This window comes from Pseudomonas sp. GL_091 (assembly GCF_057837725.1).
On the sequence record NZ_CM174451.1, the window covers coordinates 5,746,283 to 5,763,127 of the forward strand.

Below are 16,845 nucleotides of genomic sequence, written 5' to 3' on the forward strand. Positions count from 1 at the left end.
GGTCCGACTTCATAGCTGGGTTTATAACAAGTCCAAGGCAAGATACCGGCTGGTCTGAACGATTTTTTCGCGCTCCTCGAAACTCGTCAATTGAGCTGCCATGACGCTGCTATCCCCTGAGCGTTTGATTTCAGCCAAAACGATTTGCATCGCGTGTATTGCAGCACGCTGCATATCCGAAGGAATGATGACGAGCTGGTAGCCAAGAGAGGACAGCTCTTCAATGGGCATTAAGGGAGTCTTGCCACCGTAGAACATATTCATCAGTTTTGGCCCAGGGATGCGTCGGGCAATCGTGCGAATTTGATCCAGTGTCTCCGGGGCTTCTACGAAAATCATGTCTGCACCTGCCTTCACATACTGCTCGGCTCGGCTTAACGCAGACTCAAAACCTTCTGACGCAATTGCATCGGTACGGGCAATAATCATGCAGTCCTGATCGATCAGGGTATGGCGTGCAATTCGAATTTTCCGGCACATCTCGCTTACGTCTATTAACTTTTTGTCATCCAGATGGCCGCAGCGCTTGGGAAACGATTGATCCTCAAGGTGGAAGGCGGCGACACCGGCACACTCAAGAGCTCGAACCGTGCGCTGAACATTGGCTGATCCCCCAAATCCCGTATCGGCGTCTGCAATCACTGGCAAGCCACTTGCTTCAACAATTTTCTCGATCCGTTCTAATACTTCGCTGAAGCTCAGTAGACCGATGTCCGGGTATCCAGCAGCACGCGCAATCGCACCACCGCTGGCATAGACCGCGTCGAAACCCGCCATGGCAACTAGCCGAGCGGATATACCGTCATAGGCGCCTGGTGCTATCACGGAAGAACCCAAGGATAGTTTTTCACGCAATTGTCGAGTTGGTTTCATATGAAATGCTCCTAATTCTCGGACCGTCAACGTTATGACCAAACCACTGGCGGTATCTTGGTTCAGAAGAAGCATGGCGCCACACAAACAAAATGTCTAATATTTAGAACATACACAATTGGTATCTTTGGAGTCCTAATTGGAACTCAGGCATCTACGTTATTTCGTCGTTACGGCCCAGGCGGAGAACTTCACACGAGCCGCCGAACAACTTGGGATCGCCCAACCCCCGCTTGGACAGCAAATACGTGATTTGGAGGATGAAATTGGTACGCCGCTTTTTCACCGGGTAGGACGCGGCGTCATACTCAGTGATGCTGGCAGGGTATTCCTGGTATCGGCACAAGATATTCTTGCACGTGCCGAGGACGCCCAAAAAAATGCGCGGCGCGCCGCACGAGGAGAGATCGGCTCGTTGAACCTGGGGTTCACCGAATCCGCTTCGTTCAACGATACCGTTACCGGATTGATCAGCCGTTACCAGCGACAACACCCCAAGGTGGAGGTAAACCTTGAGGAGAACGATAGCGAATCGCTTATTTCCAGGCTCGGCCGTGGAGAAATTGACGCCGCGTTTGTCAGGCCTCCGTTTGCTATGGGCGGCGACATTGACTTCATCACCTTATCCGAAGAACCACTTATTGTTGTCCTGCCTGACGGCCACCCATTAACGTCACGCAAGCGTCTGTCGCTTGCTGATTTACGGCAGGAGAACTTCATCCTGTATTCACGCAAATCCGGTTATGGGCTGAGTGCGGATATCGTGGCCGCTTGCCGGCAATCCGGGTTCAATCCGACCATCCGTCAGCAGGCCCCCCAACTATCTTCCGCTGTAAACCTGGTATCTGCCGGGATGGGTATTGCGGTGGTACCCGCATCGATGCAGCGAATTCAACGCGCTGACTTGCACTACCGAGCACTTCGGCTTGATTGGCCGAAGGCGATACTTGGATTGGCTACGCGAAAAGCGAATCAGTCAACCGTAGTCAAAGACCTGATCAGTTCGACGAGAATCGAAACTCCGTAATTGATCCTCCGATACAGACCATACTGTGGCGAGGGGGCTTGTCGGAACGCCGCACCGCCCCGTTGGGTTGCGAAGCGACCCCAAAACAGACACTGCGGCCATACACTTAAACCCCATGAACCGGATTACGACTGCTCCGCAGCCGAACGGGGCGGTGCGGCGTTCCGACAAGCCCCCTCGCCACAGGTTCCGCGACTATTCCTGCGGATCGAGGTTATCCAGTACCCGGTTCACCGCCAGTTCAGCCAGCATGATGATCTGTGCAATCGCCAATGCCGTATTGCGCTGGCTACCTTCCAGGAATGCAGCAAAGTCATTGGTCATGACGCTCGCCGAGGCCAACGATTCGCAGGCGTGCGCCAGCAGAGTTTCGTTATTGATGCCGGGGGAGATGGAGAACATTGGGCTGGGATTGCGTGGGGGGTTCGGCGTGGGTTTGAACATGGTGATGCTCCTAGAGTGATGGAGCTGCCACGATTCGCTGCTAGACGAAAATAAGGTGGCAGCCGTGCGCGGGCTAGCAGACCAGGACTCTAGAACCCGGTAGACCCGAAGATCTTCCCACGCACAGCCGCCATAACATGAACTGACAGGCATAAAAAACACCTGTTCACGAGTGGTGGACGCTATGCGCCTAAAGTATCCAGGCTGCTAGACCCGATCGCTGAATTTGCAGCGACGCGGAACGATAGAGTCCGGATACCAGGCGCACAAGTCGGCGGATTCTGGCGTAGTTGTAGGCAATGACGCAATAAATCGTAGGCAGCGGAAACCTGTTGAAACGCCTTTCCTACAGACCGCTCCTACAATTACACCTACGCCATACGCGATGGAGCAGCTCAAATGGAACACACACTGAAGATTCTCGGCAAAGCCTCGTCCATCAACGTCCGAAAAGTCCTGTGGACCTGCGAGGAGCTGGGCATATCCTACGAACGCGAGGACTGGGGCAGTGGCTTCGCGTCCACCCACAGCCCCGAGTTCCTGCGCTTCAATCCCAACGCACAGGTGCCGGTGATCATCGATGAAGCCGGCGTGTTGTGGGAATCCAATACCATCTGCCGCTATCTGGCCGGCAAACACCAACACCACCATGAACTGCTGCCTGGCGAACCGGCGGCACGCGCCCGGGTGGAACAGTGGATGGACTGGCAAGCTACCGAGCTCAATCCGTCGTGGAGTTATGCGTTCATGGCGTTGGTGCGCAAGGACCCGGAGTTCCAGGACGCCCATCGCCTCGAAGTCGGCATCCGCGGCTGGAACCAGAAGATGGGCATCCTCGAACATCAACTCGCAACCACCAAGGCGTATGTCGCCGGACCACAGTTTACTTTGGCCGACGTTGTCATCGGTTTGTCGGTCAATCGCTGGCTGATGACGCCGATCGACCGTCCTGACTACCCCGCCGTCGATGAATATTTCAAACGCCTGGCGCAACACCCCGGTTTCCTGAAGCATTGCTGCAATGGCTTGCCTTGAATGGCCGCAGGTTGCCGCCTGGATCGCCACACAGCGAGGCAACCTTGGGCTTGCAAGGCCACTAGTCGGCCGGCATTGAGGACAAAATCGGTTCAGCGGCTTGTCGGGGGTTACCGTCCGTCGAGCATGTCCAGCAGCGCCTGCACCGCCGCCGACGGCGGTTTGTTCGCAGCGCCCACCAAAGCAAACTCACGCTCGATCCGCGGCAACACCGGTACCACGCGCAAACCTTGCCGATTGCCCGGCAGCGTCATCTCCGGCACCAGGCTCACGCCGATGTTTTCCCGCACCAGGGTGAACGCACTGCTCCATTCGCGGACCTCGACGCGCACATCTTGCAGTTGCAGCCCTGCATCGGCAGCCAGGCTTCGCGCATTGGTCGAACAACCGCCCGTGGCCAGTACAAAAGGCTGCGTCACCAACTCTTCGAGGCAGACGCCCTCTTCATGGGAACGCCGCGCCAGCGGATGGCCCCCGGGCAATACCGCCATCCAGGCATCGCGTCCCAAAGGACTGGCCTTGCGCTCGGCAGACGGATTGAGCACCACGCCGACATCCACCAACCCCGCGCCGAGCAGGGTTTCCACTTCGTCATCGCTGACTTCCAGGGCGACCACCTCAATGCCGGGGTAAAGCCGATTGAACTGACGCAGCAACGGCGGCAGAAAGGTCGCCAGTACCATGGGAAAACTGGCCAGGCGAATCGTCCCGCGTTCAACACCTTTTGCGGCCTCGACGGTGCTGCGAATGGCTTGCAGCGCACCGAGCATGGTCCGTGCCTGCTCGATAACCGGCAGGCCGATGGCTGTCGGTAACGTCTGGCGGTTTTCCCGGGTGAACAATTGAACGCCCAGGGTTTCCTCGATCAAGGCCAGGGCCTGGCTGGCGCCTGACTGGGTCATGCCGACCCGTTCGGCGGCCCGGGTGATGTTGCCGGTATCCGCCACGGCCACCACCATTCGCCAGTGCATCAGGTTCATCATGGCAGTAGCTTTCCTTATGGCAGTTTTCTGAAAGATTAATTTTACCGGTGGCGCAGCGCACTATGACACTGGCGTAAATCCACAACCAGAGCCCGCCCCATGAAGCTGTATTACGCCCCCCAAGCCTGCTCGCTGGCGCCGCATATCGTGCTGCGTGAACTGGAACTGCCTTTCCAATTGATCCGTGTCGACAACATCAGCAAAACCACGGCCGACGGCGACGACTTTCTCGCCATCAACCCCAAGGGTTACGTCGCTGCCTTGCAACTGGATAACGGCGAAGTGCTGACCGAAGGGCCGGCAATTCTGCAATACCTGGCCGATCTACAGCCGCAAGCAAAACTGGCCGCTGCGCAGGGGACATTCGAGCGGGTACGGTTACAGGAATGCCTGAACTTCATCTCGACGGAGATTCATGGCGGGCTCGGTTGGCTGTTCAACGCTCGATTTCCCGAAGAGGTGAAAGCGCTGATCAAGGAGAAATTGTTCAAGCGTTTTGCCGTGTTGAACCAGACGCTGGAGCGGCAGGATTACTTGATGGCGGGCGGGTTCAGCATTGCTGATGTGTATTTGTTTACGGTGCTGCGTTGGGCTCGGTTGTTCGACATTGAATTGAATGAGTGGCCGGCGTTGGCAAGGTTTCAAGCCAGGGTGGATCAGCGGCCGGCGGTGAAAGCGGCGTTGGCCGCCGAGTTGGCGTAAGACTTGAGATCAATCGCGAGCCTGCTCGCGATGGCTACCTTCCAGACAGCACAAAACTACAAGCTGGCACTCACCTTGGTAGCCACCTCCCCCGGCACCCAGCCCTTCCACACTTGTGGCTGTTCACGCAAAAACGCTTCGGCGACTTCACGGGGTTTCTGCCGCTTTTCACTCATCTGACCCAAGGTCTGGTTCAGCAGATCGATCGGCAAATCGACCTTTTCAAAGAACGTCACCAGGTCCGGGTATTGCGCCTTGAACGGTGCCGATACGCCGATGGCCAGGCTCGCCGGCATCGAGCGCGTGCCTTTGGGGTTCGGGTTGTTGGCGTCGGCCAGGGTTTTCCAGGCTTCGGCGTCAAACGGCGGTTCGTCGAGTTTCACCAGTTTGAAACGCCCCAACAGCGGTGTCGGCGACCAGTAGTAGAACAGCACCGGTTTGCCACGGCGGATCGACGACGCCACCTCGGCATCCAGTGCGGCACCGGACCCTGTGCGGAAATTGACGTAGCTGGCGGTCAGGTCATAGGCCTTGAGTTTCTGGCTGTTGACGATTTCCGAGGTCCAACCGGTCGGGCTGTTGAGGAAACGTCCGCGGCTCGGGTCTTCAGGGTCGCGGAATACGTCCTTGTACTTCGCCAGGTCAGCAACGGATTTCAGCTCCGGGGCCAACGGCTTGATGCCGCGCTCGGGATCGCCCTTGATCACGTACTCCGGCACCCACCAGCCTTCGGTGGCGCCTTTGACCGTATCGCCGAGACCGAACACCTTGCCCTCCGCCGCAGCCTTGACCCAGGCCGGACTGCGTCCAGCCCACTCTTCACCGATGACCTGGATATCGTTTTTGGCCAGCGCCGCTTCCAGGCTGACGGTGCTGCCCGGCAACGTGTCGGTCGGGTAGCCGTAACCTTTTTCAACGATCAGGCGCAGGATTTCGGTGATGAGGCTGCCGCTTTCCCAGGTGATATCGCCGAAGTGAATGGGCGCGGGTTTTTCCGTGGCCGATGCCGGGTGGGACAACAGGCTCAGGGCCAGCAACGAACTGCCGAGCAGGGTTTTGATCGATCTCATGCGGACCTCTTGTTCTGGAGTGGGCTGTTCAGGGATTGATTGGCGCTGTGCCGGTCGCACAGGGCCTGGGAACGGGTCATGTAGTCGCTGACCGAACGCAGCGAGATGCCCAGCGCAGCGGCAATTTGCGGATAGGTCAGGCCGTCGATCCTCGACAGCAGGAAGGTCGTGCGGACTTTGCCGGGCAGCCGCTGAAGACTGCGACTCACACGGGCCAGGGTCTGGGACAACTGAGCCAGTTCCTCCGGCGATTCGGCGTGGATCGGCTCGGCCTGTTGCAGTTGCTGAAGATACCGGCGCTCCAGATCGCCTCGACGCCATCGCTGGTACAACAGGCGCTGGGCGATAGTGGTGAGCAAGGCACGGGGTTCACGGATTGCCGTCAGGCCAGGGGCTTCGAGCAATTGCACGAAGGTTTCGCAGGCAATGTCTTCGACACCGGCAGCATCGTTCAGAAACTGGTGCAGGCGTGTGCAGAGCCAGTGGTAGTGAGCGCGGAACAGGCCGTCCACGTGTTTGCGATGAAGAATATCGGCGCCGGACATAGGGGCTCCTGGGTTAGGGGTCGCTGAATGTCCGGTGGTCCGGTGAGGCGAATCCTAGCAAGGAGCCTTATTCTTTAATAATACTTAAAACTTATTTTTATATTCGTTATTGGAATTAAAAATCTGATAGGCCGCTATCGCAATTCCCCGTACCCCAGCGCCTCGGCTTCACGCTGATAATCGAGCACAACCTGATAGTCGCTTTCGTTGGCAGGCAGTACCTCTGGCAAACCGAGGGTTTCGGCGACGTCCGGCAATTCACGCAACGCTTGATTCATCACCTGCAATATCGCTTCAGCCTGCTGATCGCTGACCGTCGCAGCAGTAATGAACGGCAATGCAGGACTGAGCGCACTACGGGTAATCACGCGCAAACCGGCGACTTCCTCTGCGGCATGGCGCGCCAGATAGGCGAAGGTCACGCTGTCGATGGCCGCCAGATCGGCAAGGTCTTCGCGCAACCAGCGCAGGCTTTTGCGATGACTACCGCTGATTCCGACCTGAGCAAAAAACTGTCCGTCACGATGCAATGGCGCCAACCGGTGGCGCAGCAGGTTCATGCCGCTGTTGGAGTCCAGGCCATTGATCACGCCTCGGCTGCCGCGAAAATCCGCCAGGGTTCGCCGCACATCATCAATGCGTCCCAGAATCAGGCTGCAATGATTGCCGCCACTGCTGTCCGGCAGTTCATAACGAGGGCGACCCAGCACCCGGACCTTGCCGCGCAATGCCGTCATCAGCGGATAGCCACAGGTTTGAGTGAGCAGCAAGTTCGGCGACAGCCACAGGTCCAACAGTGACAGGCCTTCGGCATCACTGCGGGTGACGCCCAGATGCTCGAGGATTCGCGCCAGCCAGCGTTCGTTGGCCTGGTGGATGGGTTCGGGGGCGGTGTACATCAGCAGTTCGGCGATGTGTTGGGTCATCATCGTATCTCCACACAACGAAATTCCCACAGGGATTGAGGTGATCAGGTATCAGTAAAACGGATGCCTCGGGCTGTCGATGGCCTTCACTCCATATTCACGCCACAACTGCCCATAACCCTGCACCAGAAACCCACCACTACGCGCCACCCATTGCTCGCGGCGGGACCTGTACGCGCGAGGCAAGTCGTACCAGGGCAACCCCGGCAATTCGTGATGCACCAGATGAAAATTGAGGTTCAGGAACAGCCAGCGCCACGGCCACGCCGCTTCATTGAGCACCGTGCGCTGCTTCGGCGCCGCATGAGGTCGATGTTCATAGTAGGAACGAATCATGGCGATCGACAGCGCCGGCACACTGATCAAAAACAGGTAATGCCAAACCGGCAACACACTGAAGCTCGCGATGAACAGCAGCATCAACCCAGTCATCAAACCGTGACTCAACCACATCAGCCAGGCCTGGCGCTCGCCTGCTCTCAGGCGTTGCAGCTCTTCACGAGCCAATGCCAGCAAGGCCAGCGGTGCACCCAGGGCAAAGCGGCCGAGCACGGTTTTGTTCAGCCACTGCAGGCTGCGCACCAGCGGTGAACTGCCCTGCCACTGCCCGGCGCTCAGGTAACGGCTTTCCGGATCGCGACCGGGGATCGTCAGGTCTTCGTCGCGGTGATGCAGCAAATGGCTATCGCGGTACAAGGTGTACGGATACCAGACGGCAAACGGCGCGTAGCCAAGGATTTTGTTCAGGGTTGGCCAGCGCGTGGGATGGCCGTGCAGCAGTTCGTGTTGCACGGATAACCACAGCACCAGCAATGGAATCAGCAACAGCGTGCTCCACCACAAACCCAATCGATGGCTGTTCAACACGATGCCAAACCAGCCGCCATACACACCGATCAACAGCAACCAGGTCGGCCATTCGGTGCGCGCGGTGAAGCGTCGGCGCAGGGTTTCGATTTCTTCATGGTGGGCGCTATCAAAGTAATGGGGCATGGCGTTGCTCAGATCGGGGACCAGTCCCCTTCTGTGCATTGGCCTTGGGAAATCTTGCAGATTATTTTCTGGAGGATCGCTCCCATGTTGCATGGGAGCGATCAATCAACGCGGGTTCAGTGACCGAACACGCCGACCTTCTTGGCCTTCTTGTCCGCGCGCTTTTCAATGGCGGTTTTCACCGGTTTCTTTTTCGCAGCTTTCTTTGAATCCATACCTTTGGACATGATGCGTACTCCACTCATGGGGATGTGAGATCAGGTATACACCTATCCCGGCGCGCGCGTTCTTTTATAATCGCCCGCTTTGCACACCGACAGTCCGAGACCATGCCCGATACCCAATTCACCCTGCTCGACGAGCCGTTATGGCCATTGATGAACAAGTTCTACCGCGCTCACCAATCGTCGATGAAGGCCGTACGCGACGCAAAGCTGTGGGTGGCCCGGCGTGAGCAGATTGTTGCCGTGCTGTGTTTGCGTTCGGTGTCCGGTGGACATTGGCTGACCGGGTTGTTTGTCGATCCGGGGTGTCGCGAACAGGGGCTTGCCGCCGGGTTGATTGCGGCCGCGGTGAAGGATTGCGAACTGCCGGTGTGGTTGTTCTGTCATCCGGACTTGCGAGGGTTTTATGAGCGACGCGGGTTTACTTTCGACCCGCCGATGCCTTACGCGATGGTTGAACGGTTGAGCCGTTATGCGCGCAGCAAGCCGATGATTGCGATGGGGCTGGCCCCGAAGTAAGCGAGATCAAAATGTGGGAGCGAGCCTGCTCGCGAAGGCGGCGTGTCAGTCACTATTAATGCTGACGGTTAGACCGCTTTCGCGAGCAGGCTCGCTCCCACAGGGTTTTGCAGTGATCTAGTCGTCCGCGTTGGGGTCCAGGTCCGGGAACATCACTTCGGTGAAGCCAAACTTGCTGAAGTCGGTAATGCGCGACGGGTACAGGCGGCCGATCAGGTGATCACACTCATGCTGCACCACCCGTGCGTGAAACCCCGATGCAATCCGCACGATGGGTTCACCTTTGGGGTCGACACCTTCGTAGCGAATCTGCTGGTAACGCTGCACCGCGCCGCGCAGGCCAGGCACGGACAAACAGCCTTCGAAGCCCTCTTCCAGGGTCGGGCTCAGCGGTGTGATCAACGGGTTGATCAGGATCGTCTGCGGCACGGCCTCGGCATCCGGATAACGCTCGCTGTGCTCGAAGCCGAAGATCACCAGTTGCAGGTCTACGCCGATCTGCGGAGCAGCCAGGCCAACGCCCCCCACACTTTCCATGGTCTGGAACATGTCATCGATCAGTTGCCACAGCTCGGGGCTGTCGAACATCTCGGCCGGCACTGGCGGGGCAATGCGCAGCAGGCGCTCATCGCCCATTTTCAGGATTTCACGAATCATGATCAGGTTTCATCAATGGTCGGTTTGTGTGAGTGATCGCGGCCCAGGCCCGACACGTGGTGTTTTTCCTCATGGACGGGACCATGCTCGCCAGCCACTTTTTCGCCAGGGTCCTTGCCCTCTCGCGACATGTGCTCGATCACGGCATTCATCTCCGCGCCCAGCAGCAGCACCGCGGCGGAAATGTAGAAGTACAGCAACAGCACGATGATCGCACCGATACTGCCATACATGGCGTTGTAGTTGGCGAACTCCTTGACGTACAAACCGAAGCCCAGGGACGCGATGATCCATACCACCACCGCCAGCACTGAGCCTGGGGTGATGAAGCGGAATTCCTGTTTGACGTCCGGCATGACGTAGTAGATCAACGCCACCGCGACCATCAGCAAAATCACGATCACCGGCCAGCGCGCGATGGTCCAGAGGGTGACGATGAAGTACTCAAGGCCGACCTGTGCAGCGATCCAGCTCATCACCTGCGGACCGAGCACCATCAGTGCTGCGGCGATCAGCAACATGCCGGCAATGCCGACGGTGTAGATGATCGACAACGGAAAGCGTTTCCACAGCGGGCGCCCTTCTACCACGTCGTAGGCTGCGTTCATCGCGCTCATCATCAGCCGCACACCGGCGGAGGCGGTATACAGCGCAATCACGATACCCACTGACAGCAGCCCCCCCTTGGACTGTTGAAGCTGGTCGATCACCGGGTTGACCTGTTCCAGCGCCTGGGGCGGCAGCACCAGTTCCGATTGCAGGCGCAGCCAGGAAAAGAAGTCGGGCAGATGCAGGAAGCCGATCAGGGCAATCAGGAACAGGATGAACGGAAACAGCGAAAAGAGCATTTGATAGGCCAGCGCCGAGGCATAGGTCGACATCTCGTCGGCGATGAACTCGGTGACCGTGCGCATCATCACACGGTGCAGGGGCAAGCCTCTCATGTCCGGGAAAATCATTCGCGTCTCCATTCGCCGCATACGGATTGGGTTGAAGTCGTGGCGACTCAGGGGCTGTTTTCTTTCATCAAGGTAGCCCAGTTGGCGACTTTGAAACAAATTCAGCGTGCAAGTTCAGGCTGACACAAAAACGGCCATCTGAAGATGGCCGCGTCTTCTTTTCATTAAAGACATTTCAATGCTGGGAAGTCGTTACACAAGGTTGACCGGGGGCTTTTGCAGGGAGTTTCATTTATTTTCACCACGACATTTCATCGTTCAGTGCAGGTTGGGCTTTATGTTTGCGGGCCAACCCCTGAGAATGCGCAACACATTCAGGCCATGGCGCTGAAGATCCAATCCCGTAGGAATGTTATGAAACTCGATAAAAAGCAGGCCATTGCCCGCAGAAACCAGGAACTCGGCGGTGCTGTGCTTGGCGTCAACAACTGCCACTTCGCCGAACTGAACCGTAACCGCAACATCTGGTGGTTCGACCTCCCGGTGACGCGCCTTGCAATCGGTCAGTACGAGTGGATTCACCTGCTGATGCACACACCGGACACCGACGAGCTGCTGCACCTGAAAGTGCCGACCGTGTTCCTGCGCGAGAAGCTCGAAGGCCTGGTGGTGCGCAATGAAGGCAAGCGCAAGGCGGCATTGAGCCTGGAATTGAGCGCCGACAAGGACTCCTTCCTGCAGGACATGCGCCCGGCGGGCACCAACGTCAACTTCGCGCCGTTTCGCTTGTAGGAGCGAGCTTGCTCCGGGCGGCGTTCCGACGATGGATTCAAGAGCGCTGCGTTTAACCAGTAAACACGCGTTATCGTTAACGACCATCGCGAGCAAGCTCGCTCCTACAGATGCAAAAAGCCCCGCATCTGCGGGGCTTTTTGTTGATTACGCGGTGGCTTTCTTCGCGTTGATCTTCTTCAGCTCTTCATCGCGCAATTCACGACGCAGGATCTTGCCGACGTTGGTGGTCGGCAGTGCATCGCGGAACTCCACGGAACGCGGGACCTTGTAACCGGTGACGTTGGCGCGCATGTGCTCCATCACCTGTTCCTTGGTCAGGGTCACGCCCGGCTTGGCGACGATGAAAATCTTGATCGCCTCGCCTGATTTCTCGTCCGGTACACCGATGGCCGCGCATTGCAGCACGCCCGGCAGGGTGGCCAGCACGTCTTCGAGCTCGTTCGGGTACACGTTGAAACCGGACACCAGGATCATGTCTTTCTTGCGATCGACAATGCGCATGTAACCATCGGGCTGGATCAGCGCGATGTCACCGGTCTTCAACCAGCCTTCGCTGTCGAGGATTTCATCCGTGGCTTCCTGGCGCTGCCAGTAACCCTTCATGACTTGCGGGCCTTTCACGCACAGTTCGCCGATTTCGCCGAGCGGCTGCTCGACACCGGCATCGTTGATGACTTTGCACAGGGTCGACGGCACCGGAATACCGATGGTGCCAACCTGGATGTGCTGGATCGGGTTCACCGTCGCCACCGGGCTGGTTTCGGTCATGCCGTAGCCTTCGCAGATGGCGCAACCGGTCACCGCTTTCCAGCGTTCGGCCGCAGCCAGTTGCAGGGCCATGCCGCCCGACAAGGTGACTTTCAGCGCAGAGAAATCCAGTTTGCGGAAGCCTTCGTTGTTGCACAGGGCCACGAACAGCGTGTTCAGGCCGACGAAGCCGCTGAACTTCCACTTCGACAGTTCCTTGACCATCGCCGGCAGGTCACGCGGGTTGCTGATCAGGATGTTGTGGTTGCCCGCCAGCATCATCGCCATGCAATGAAAGGTGAACGCATAGATGTGGTACAGCGGCAGCGGCGTGATCAGGATCTCGCAACCTTCATTGAGGTTGGAGCCCATCAGTGCCTTGCACTGCAGCATGTTCGCCACCAGGTTGCGGTGGGTCAGCATTGCGCCCTTGGCCACGCCGGTGGTGCCGCCGGTGTATTGCAGCACCGCGACATCACCGCTGGCCGGGCTGGCTTCCGCCACTGGCTGGCCCAGGCCTTTGCTCAGCACGTCGTTGAACTTGACGGCTTTTGGCAAGTGATAGGCCGGCACCATCTTCTTCACGTACTTGATGACGCTGTTGATCAGCAGACGCTTGAGTGGCGGCAGCAGGTCGGCGACTTCGGTGACGATCACGTGCTTGACGCCGGTTTTCGGCACCACGGTTTCCGCCAGGTGCGCCATGTTGGCCAGGCAGACCAGGGCCTTGGCACCGGAGTCGTTGAACTGGTGTTCCATTTCCCGCGCGGTGTATAGCGGGTTGGTGTTGACCACGATCAGCCCGGCGCGGATTGCACCGAAGACGGCTACCGGGTACTGCAACACGTTCGGCAGTTGCACGGCGATTCGATCGCCAGGCTGCAAATCGGTATGCTGTTGCAGGTAAGCGGCAAAGGCACCGGACAATTCGTACAGTTCACCGTAGGTGAGTGTCTTGCCCAGGTTGCTGAATGCCGGCTTGTTGGCGAAGCGTTGGCAGGATTGCTTCAACACTGCCTGAATATTCGGATACTCGTCTGGATTGATGTCGACAGCAATCCCAGCTGGGTACTTATCCTTCCAAAAGTCTTCGATCATGGAAGCCCACTCCTCAGCAACGCGAATTCAGCACCGCATTTGATGCGATTATTATTGGTGTTTGGTCATTGGTGAATCTGGCTGATAGAAGGCCGAGAAGTCACAAAGCGCGCCGAGAGTAGCAGCTTTGCCAAGGGTCGACCAGAGCCAAAATCGGCCTCCACGGTCACAATTGTGACTCAAGACCTGCAAGCAGTCATTTTAGAGCAAAAAACCTATAAAGCCCTGAAACCCACGGAATCCGGGGCTTCGATGTATAAATGTAGGAGCGAGCTTGCTCGCGAAAAACCGGAGGCCGCCACTGGGCAGCTGGTTTGCGCGTTATCGTTCACGACCTTCGCGAGCAATCGAGCGTCGACCGGCTGCTCCTACAGCGAACCGCGCGAAGCGCGGCCACTCACCAATCAGGCGATATCACGCAACTCCCGCCGCAAAATCTTGCCCACCGGCGTCATCGGCAGCGACTCCCGCAGCACGATGTGCTTGGGTACTTTGTACGCCGTGAAGTTCTCCTTGCAGTAAGCCTTCAGCTCCTCGAGGCTGACGCCCGCTTCACGGGCCACCACGAACAGCTTCACCGCCTCCCCCGACCGCTCGTCGGGCACACCGATGACCGCACAGTTGGCGACTTTCGGGTGAGCCATCACCACGTCTTCGATCTCGTTAGGGTACACGTTGAAGCCCGAGACAATGATCATGTCCTTCTTGCGATCAACGATACGCACAAAACCGTCCGGGTCGATCACCGCAATGTCACCGGACTTGAACCAGCCCTCGGCATCCAGCACTTCGGCGGTGGCATCAGGTTTCTGCCAGTAGCCCTTCATGATCTGCGGGCCCTTGATGCACAACTCGCCGCGTTCGCCCAAAGGTTGTTCGACGCCATCATCGCTGATGACTTTCAGCGTGGTGCCCGGCACCGGCATGCCGACCGTGCCGATCCGCGATTGGCTACCGTAAGGGTTGGTGCAGGCCACCGGCGAAGTTTCGGTCAGGCCGTAACCTTCGGTGATGCGGCAACCGGTCAGTTGTTCCCAACGCTCGGCAGTGGCCTTGACCAGCGCAGTGCCGCCGGAGTTGGTGAGCTTGAGGCTGGAGAAGTCCAGGGTCTTGAAGTCCGGGTGATCCATCAGCGCGACGAACAGCGTGTTGAGCCCCAGCAACGCCGAGAACCGCCAGTTCTTCAGTTCCTTGATGAAACCGGCGATGTCACGCGGATTGGTGATCAGCACGTTGTGGTTGCCCGTCACCATCATGCACATGCAGTTCGCCGTGAAGGCATAGATGTGGTACAGCGGCAGCGGCGCGATCATCACCTCCTGGCCTTCGCGCAGCAGAGGCTGGCCGTCGCTGGCCGACTGGCTGAGGCAGGCCCGTGCCTGTTGCATGTTCGCCACCAGGTTGCCGTGGGTCAGCATCGCGCCCTTGGCCAGGCCCGTGGTGCCGCCGGTGTATTGCAGCACGGCGATGTCGTCGAGGCCGACGCTCAGCGGCTTGATACCCAGGCCTCGGCCCATGTGCAATGCACTCTTGAAAGAAACGGCCTGGGGCAAGGAGTAGTCCGGGACCATTTTCTTGACCTTGCTCACCACAGTGTTGACCAGCCAACCCCTGGCGGTGGGCATCAGGTCGCCCATCTTCGCTTCGATCAGGTACTGGATATCGGTGTCGGGCAGCACTTCCTGGACTTTCTGGCCGAACATGTTCAGGTATACCAGCGCCCGGGCACCGGAATCCTTGAACTGATGACGCATTTCCCGCGCTGTATACAGCGGGTTGGTGTTGACCACGATCAGCCCGGCGCGCAAGGCGCCGAACACGGCAATCGGGTAATGCAGGACATTGGGCATCTGCACCGCAATGCGGTCCCCCGGCACCAGGTCGGTGTGGCCTTGCAGATAACCGGCGAAGGCGGCGCTCTGGCGTTCCAGCTCGGCGTAGGTCAGGGTCACGCCCATGTTGCTGAACGCGGGGCGGTCAGCAAACTTCTTGCAGGAACGCTCGAACACCTCGATCACCGACTTGTAGGTTCCCAGATCGATATCCAGGGGTACACCGGCCGGGCGTTTGTCATTCCAGAAATCAGGTTGCATTGTTCTTGTCCTCTTTACCTGAATCTATCCGGGGCCACTTTTCTGTCACTTTTCAAAAAAATGCAAAAAGCGGAGCTTCACGGACACTAGCAGTTATGCCGTAGCAGGCAAATATGCCCACGGCCGTCATTGACCGTATGAATCTTCTTGCCATGGCGTAGGCTGATCAGACGCCCAGCCAAGGATGCGCTATAAACTGCAACGAGCTGTTTGCGACCAGGCAGCCTCATGCAAAGGAACCGCCATGATCCATGACACTTTCTGGCTGACCACGAGCGATCACAGCCGCCTCTTCGTCAACCAGTGGCTTCCCGACGGCAGCCTCAAGGCAATGATTCTGCTGGCCCACGGCATGGCCGAACACAGCGGCCGCTATGGCCCCCTTGCGCAAAAACTCTGTGAACAGGGCTATGGCGTGTGCGCACCGGACTTGCGTGGACATGGCAAAACTGCCGAAAACGGGACACTCGGGCATTTCGCCGATGACGATGGCTGGTGCAAGGTCGTGAGCGACCTGGCCTGCCTCAATCAGCACATTGGCCAGCAGCACCCTGGCGTCCCGATCGTGCTGCTGGGCCACAGCATGGGCAGTTACGTTGCCCAGGCCTATCTGCTGCACCACAGTGCCAGCCTGCACGGGGCAATCCTCAGCGGCTCGAACTTCCAGCCTGTGGCGCTTTATCGCGCGGCACGGCAAATCGCCCGTATCGAACGCCTGCGCCAGGGCCAAAAAGGACGCAGTGCATTGATCGAATGGCTGTCGTTCGGCTCGTTCAACAACAAATTCAAACCGGCACGCACGCCGTTCGACTGGCTCAGCCGTGATCCGGCGCAGGTCGATCTGTACGTCAACGACCCGCTCTGCGGTTTCCGTTGCACCAATCAACTGTGGATCGACTTGCTCGGCGGCTTGCAGCAAATCAGCAAAGCGTCCAATCTCGCCCAGATCGATCCGGGTCTGCCGCTGCTGGTGATTGGTGGTGAATGTGATCCGGTGAGCGAAGGCAAGCGTCTCAAGGATCTGGCCGACGCGCTGCGGACGGCCGGCAGCCAGCGCCTGCAACTGACCGTTTACCCGCAGGCGCGGCACGAACTGTTCAACGAGAGCAACCGCGATGAAATCATCGCCGATGTGCTGAACTGGATCGCACAGGCCTTGAGCGCTCCTCGGCCGCACCGATCCGAATAGTTTTTTTGTGAATTTTTTAATTCGTC

17 protein-coding genes are annotated in these 16,845 nt (G+C 58.2%); 6 read left to right on the forward strand and 11 right to left on the reverse strand.

All coding sequences use genetic code 11. The features are described from left to right. Positions 1-21 precede the first annotated feature (21 nt). On the reverse strand, positions 22-948 hold the full coding sequence (locus AC3ITY_RS26085) for an isocitrate lyase/PEP mutase family protein (protein WP_489305861.1): 927 nt from the start codon (positions 946-948) through the stop codon (positions 22-24). Positions 949-1,012: 64 nt separating this feature from the next. On the opposite strand from AC3ITY_RS26085, the gene AC3ITY_RS26090 reads away from it, so the two are divergent. Further along, positions 1,013-1,900, forward strand: a complete 888-nt coding sequence (locus AC3ITY_RS26090; protein WP_489305863.1) for a LysR family transcriptional regulator — start codon at positions 1,013-1,015, stop codon at positions 1,898-1,900. 195 nt (positions 1,901-2,095) lie between these two features. Here AC3ITY_RS26090 and AC3ITY_RS26095 read toward each other — a convergent pair whose 3' ends face one another. Then, positions 2,096-2,344, reverse strand: coding sequence for a DUF6124 family protein (locus AC3ITY_RS26095; protein ID WP_489305865.1), 249 nt, complete (start codon positions 2,342-2,344; stop codon positions 2,096-2,098). A 399-nt stretch (positions 2,345-2,743) separates the two neighbouring features. Here AC3ITY_RS26095 and AC3ITY_RS26100 point away from each other — a divergent pair, with 399 nt between their 5' ends. Further along, a complete protein-coding gene (locus AC3ITY_RS26100; RefSeq protein ID WP_489305867.1) occupies positions 2,744-3,379 on the forward strand; it encodes a glutathione S-transferase family protein in 636 nt (211 codons plus the stop codon). 110 nt (positions 3,380-3,489) lie between these two features. Here AC3ITY_RS26100 and AC3ITY_RS26105 read toward each other — a convergent pair whose 3' ends face one another. Further along, the gene (locus AC3ITY_RS26105; RefSeq protein WP_489305869.1) at positions 3,490-4,362 is read right to left on the reverse strand and encodes a LysR family transcriptional regulator; all 873 of its coding nucleotides are present in this window, start codon (positions 4,360-4,362) and stop codon (positions 3,490-3,492) included. A 99-nt stretch (positions 4,363-4,461) separates the two neighbouring features. Here AC3ITY_RS26105 and gstA point away from each other — a divergent pair, with 99 nt between their 5' ends. Then, positions 4,462-5,064, forward strand: coding sequence for a glutathione transferase GstA (gene gstA, locus AC3ITY_RS26110; protein WP_489305871.1), 603 nt, complete (start codon positions 4,462-4,464; stop codon positions 5,062-5,064). Positions 5,065-5,120: 56 nt separating this feature from the next. On the opposite strand, the gene AC3ITY_RS26115 is transcribed toward gstA, so the two are convergent. The 4 genes from AC3ITY_RS26115 to AC3ITY_RS26130 all read right to left on the reverse strand — a co-directional run bounded on the left by AC3ITY_RS26115 (position 5,121) and on the right by AC3ITY_RS26130 (position 8,598). Beyond that, positions 5,121-6,134, reverse strand: coding sequence for an ABC transporter substrate-binding protein (locus AC3ITY_RS26115; protein WP_489305873.1), 1,014 nt, complete (start codon positions 6,132-6,134; stop codon positions 5,121-5,123). Next, positions 6,131-6,679, reverse strand: a complete 549-nt coding sequence (locus AC3ITY_RS26120) for a sigma-70 family RNA polymerase sigma factor (RefSeq protein ID WP_489305875.1) — start codon at positions 6,677-6,679, stop codon at positions 6,131-6,133. Before AC3ITY_RS26120 ends, AC3ITY_RS26115 begins: the two co-directional genes overlap by 4 nt. A gap of 134 nt (positions 6,680-6,813) precedes the next feature. Further along, complete coding sequence (locus tag AC3ITY_RS26125) at positions 6,814-7,605, reverse strand: phosphate/phosphite/phosphonate ABC transporter substrate-binding protein (RefSeq protein ID WP_489311003.1); 792 nt, start codon at positions 7,603-7,605, stop codon at positions 6,814-6,816. A gap of 51 nt (positions 7,606-7,656) precedes the next feature. Next, positions 7,657-8,598: a fatty acid desaturase gene (locus AC3ITY_RS26130; RefSeq protein WP_489305877.1), complete on the reverse strand. Its 942-nt coding sequence runs from the start codon at positions 8,596-8,598 to the stop codon at positions 7,657-7,659. A 329-nt stretch (positions 8,599-8,927) separates the two neighbouring features. Here AC3ITY_RS26130 and AC3ITY_RS26135 point away from each other — a divergent pair, with 329 nt between their 5' ends. Further along, positions 8,928-9,341: a GNAT family N-acetyltransferase gene (locus tag AC3ITY_RS26135; RefSeq protein ID WP_489305879.1), complete on the forward strand. Its 414-nt coding sequence runs from the start codon at positions 8,928-8,930 to the stop codon at positions 9,339-9,341. A gap of 117 nt (positions 9,342-9,458) precedes the next feature. Here the strand turns inward: AC3ITY_RS26135 and def are convergent, their stop codons facing one another. Further along, a complete protein-coding gene (def, locus tag AC3ITY_RS26140) occupies positions 9,459-9,998 on the reverse strand; it encodes a peptide deformylase (RefSeq protein ID WP_103397564.1) in 540 nt (179 codons plus the stop codon). A 2-nt stretch (positions 9,999-10,000) separates the two neighbouring features. Next, positions 10,001-10,957 carry a YihY/virulence factor BrkB family protein gene (locus AC3ITY_RS26145; protein ID WP_046042267.1) on the reverse strand — a complete coding sequence of 319 codons (957 nt, stop codon included), beginning with the start codon at positions 10,955-10,957 and terminating at the stop codon, positions 10,001-10,003. 354 nt (positions 10,958-11,311) lie between these two features. On the opposite strand from AC3ITY_RS26145, the gene AC3ITY_RS26150 reads away from it, so the two are divergent. Continuing rightward, positions 11,312-11,689, forward strand: coding sequence for a hypothetical protein (locus AC3ITY_RS26150; protein ID WP_046042266.1), 378 nt, complete (start codon positions 11,312-11,314; stop codon positions 11,687-11,689). 147 nt (positions 11,690-11,836) lie between these two features. Here AC3ITY_RS26150 and fadD1 read toward each other — a convergent pair whose 3' ends face one another. Together fadD1 and fadD2 are read right to left on the reverse strand one after the other, a co-directional pair. Continuing rightward, entirely contained in the window at positions 11,837-13,537 is a 1,701-nt protein-coding gene (gene fadD1, locus AC3ITY_RS26155) for a long-chain-fatty-acid--CoA ligase FadD1 (RefSeq protein WP_489305882.1), read from the reverse strand. Positions 13,538-13,941: 404 nt separating this feature from the next. Further along, positions 13,942-15,630: a long-chain-fatty-acid--CoA ligase FadD2 gene (fadD2, locus tag AC3ITY_RS26160; protein WP_489305884.1), complete on the reverse strand. Its 1,689-nt coding sequence runs from the start codon at positions 15,628-15,630 to the stop codon at positions 13,942-13,944. 244 nt (positions 15,631-15,874) lie between these two features. Between fadD2 and AC3ITY_RS26165 the strand changes: the two genes are divergently transcribed. Next, entirely contained in the window at positions 15,875-16,819 is a 945-nt protein-coding gene (locus AC3ITY_RS26165; protein WP_489305886.1) for an alpha/beta hydrolase, read from the forward strand. The last annotated feature ends 26 nt before the right edge of the window (positions 16,820-16,845 follow it).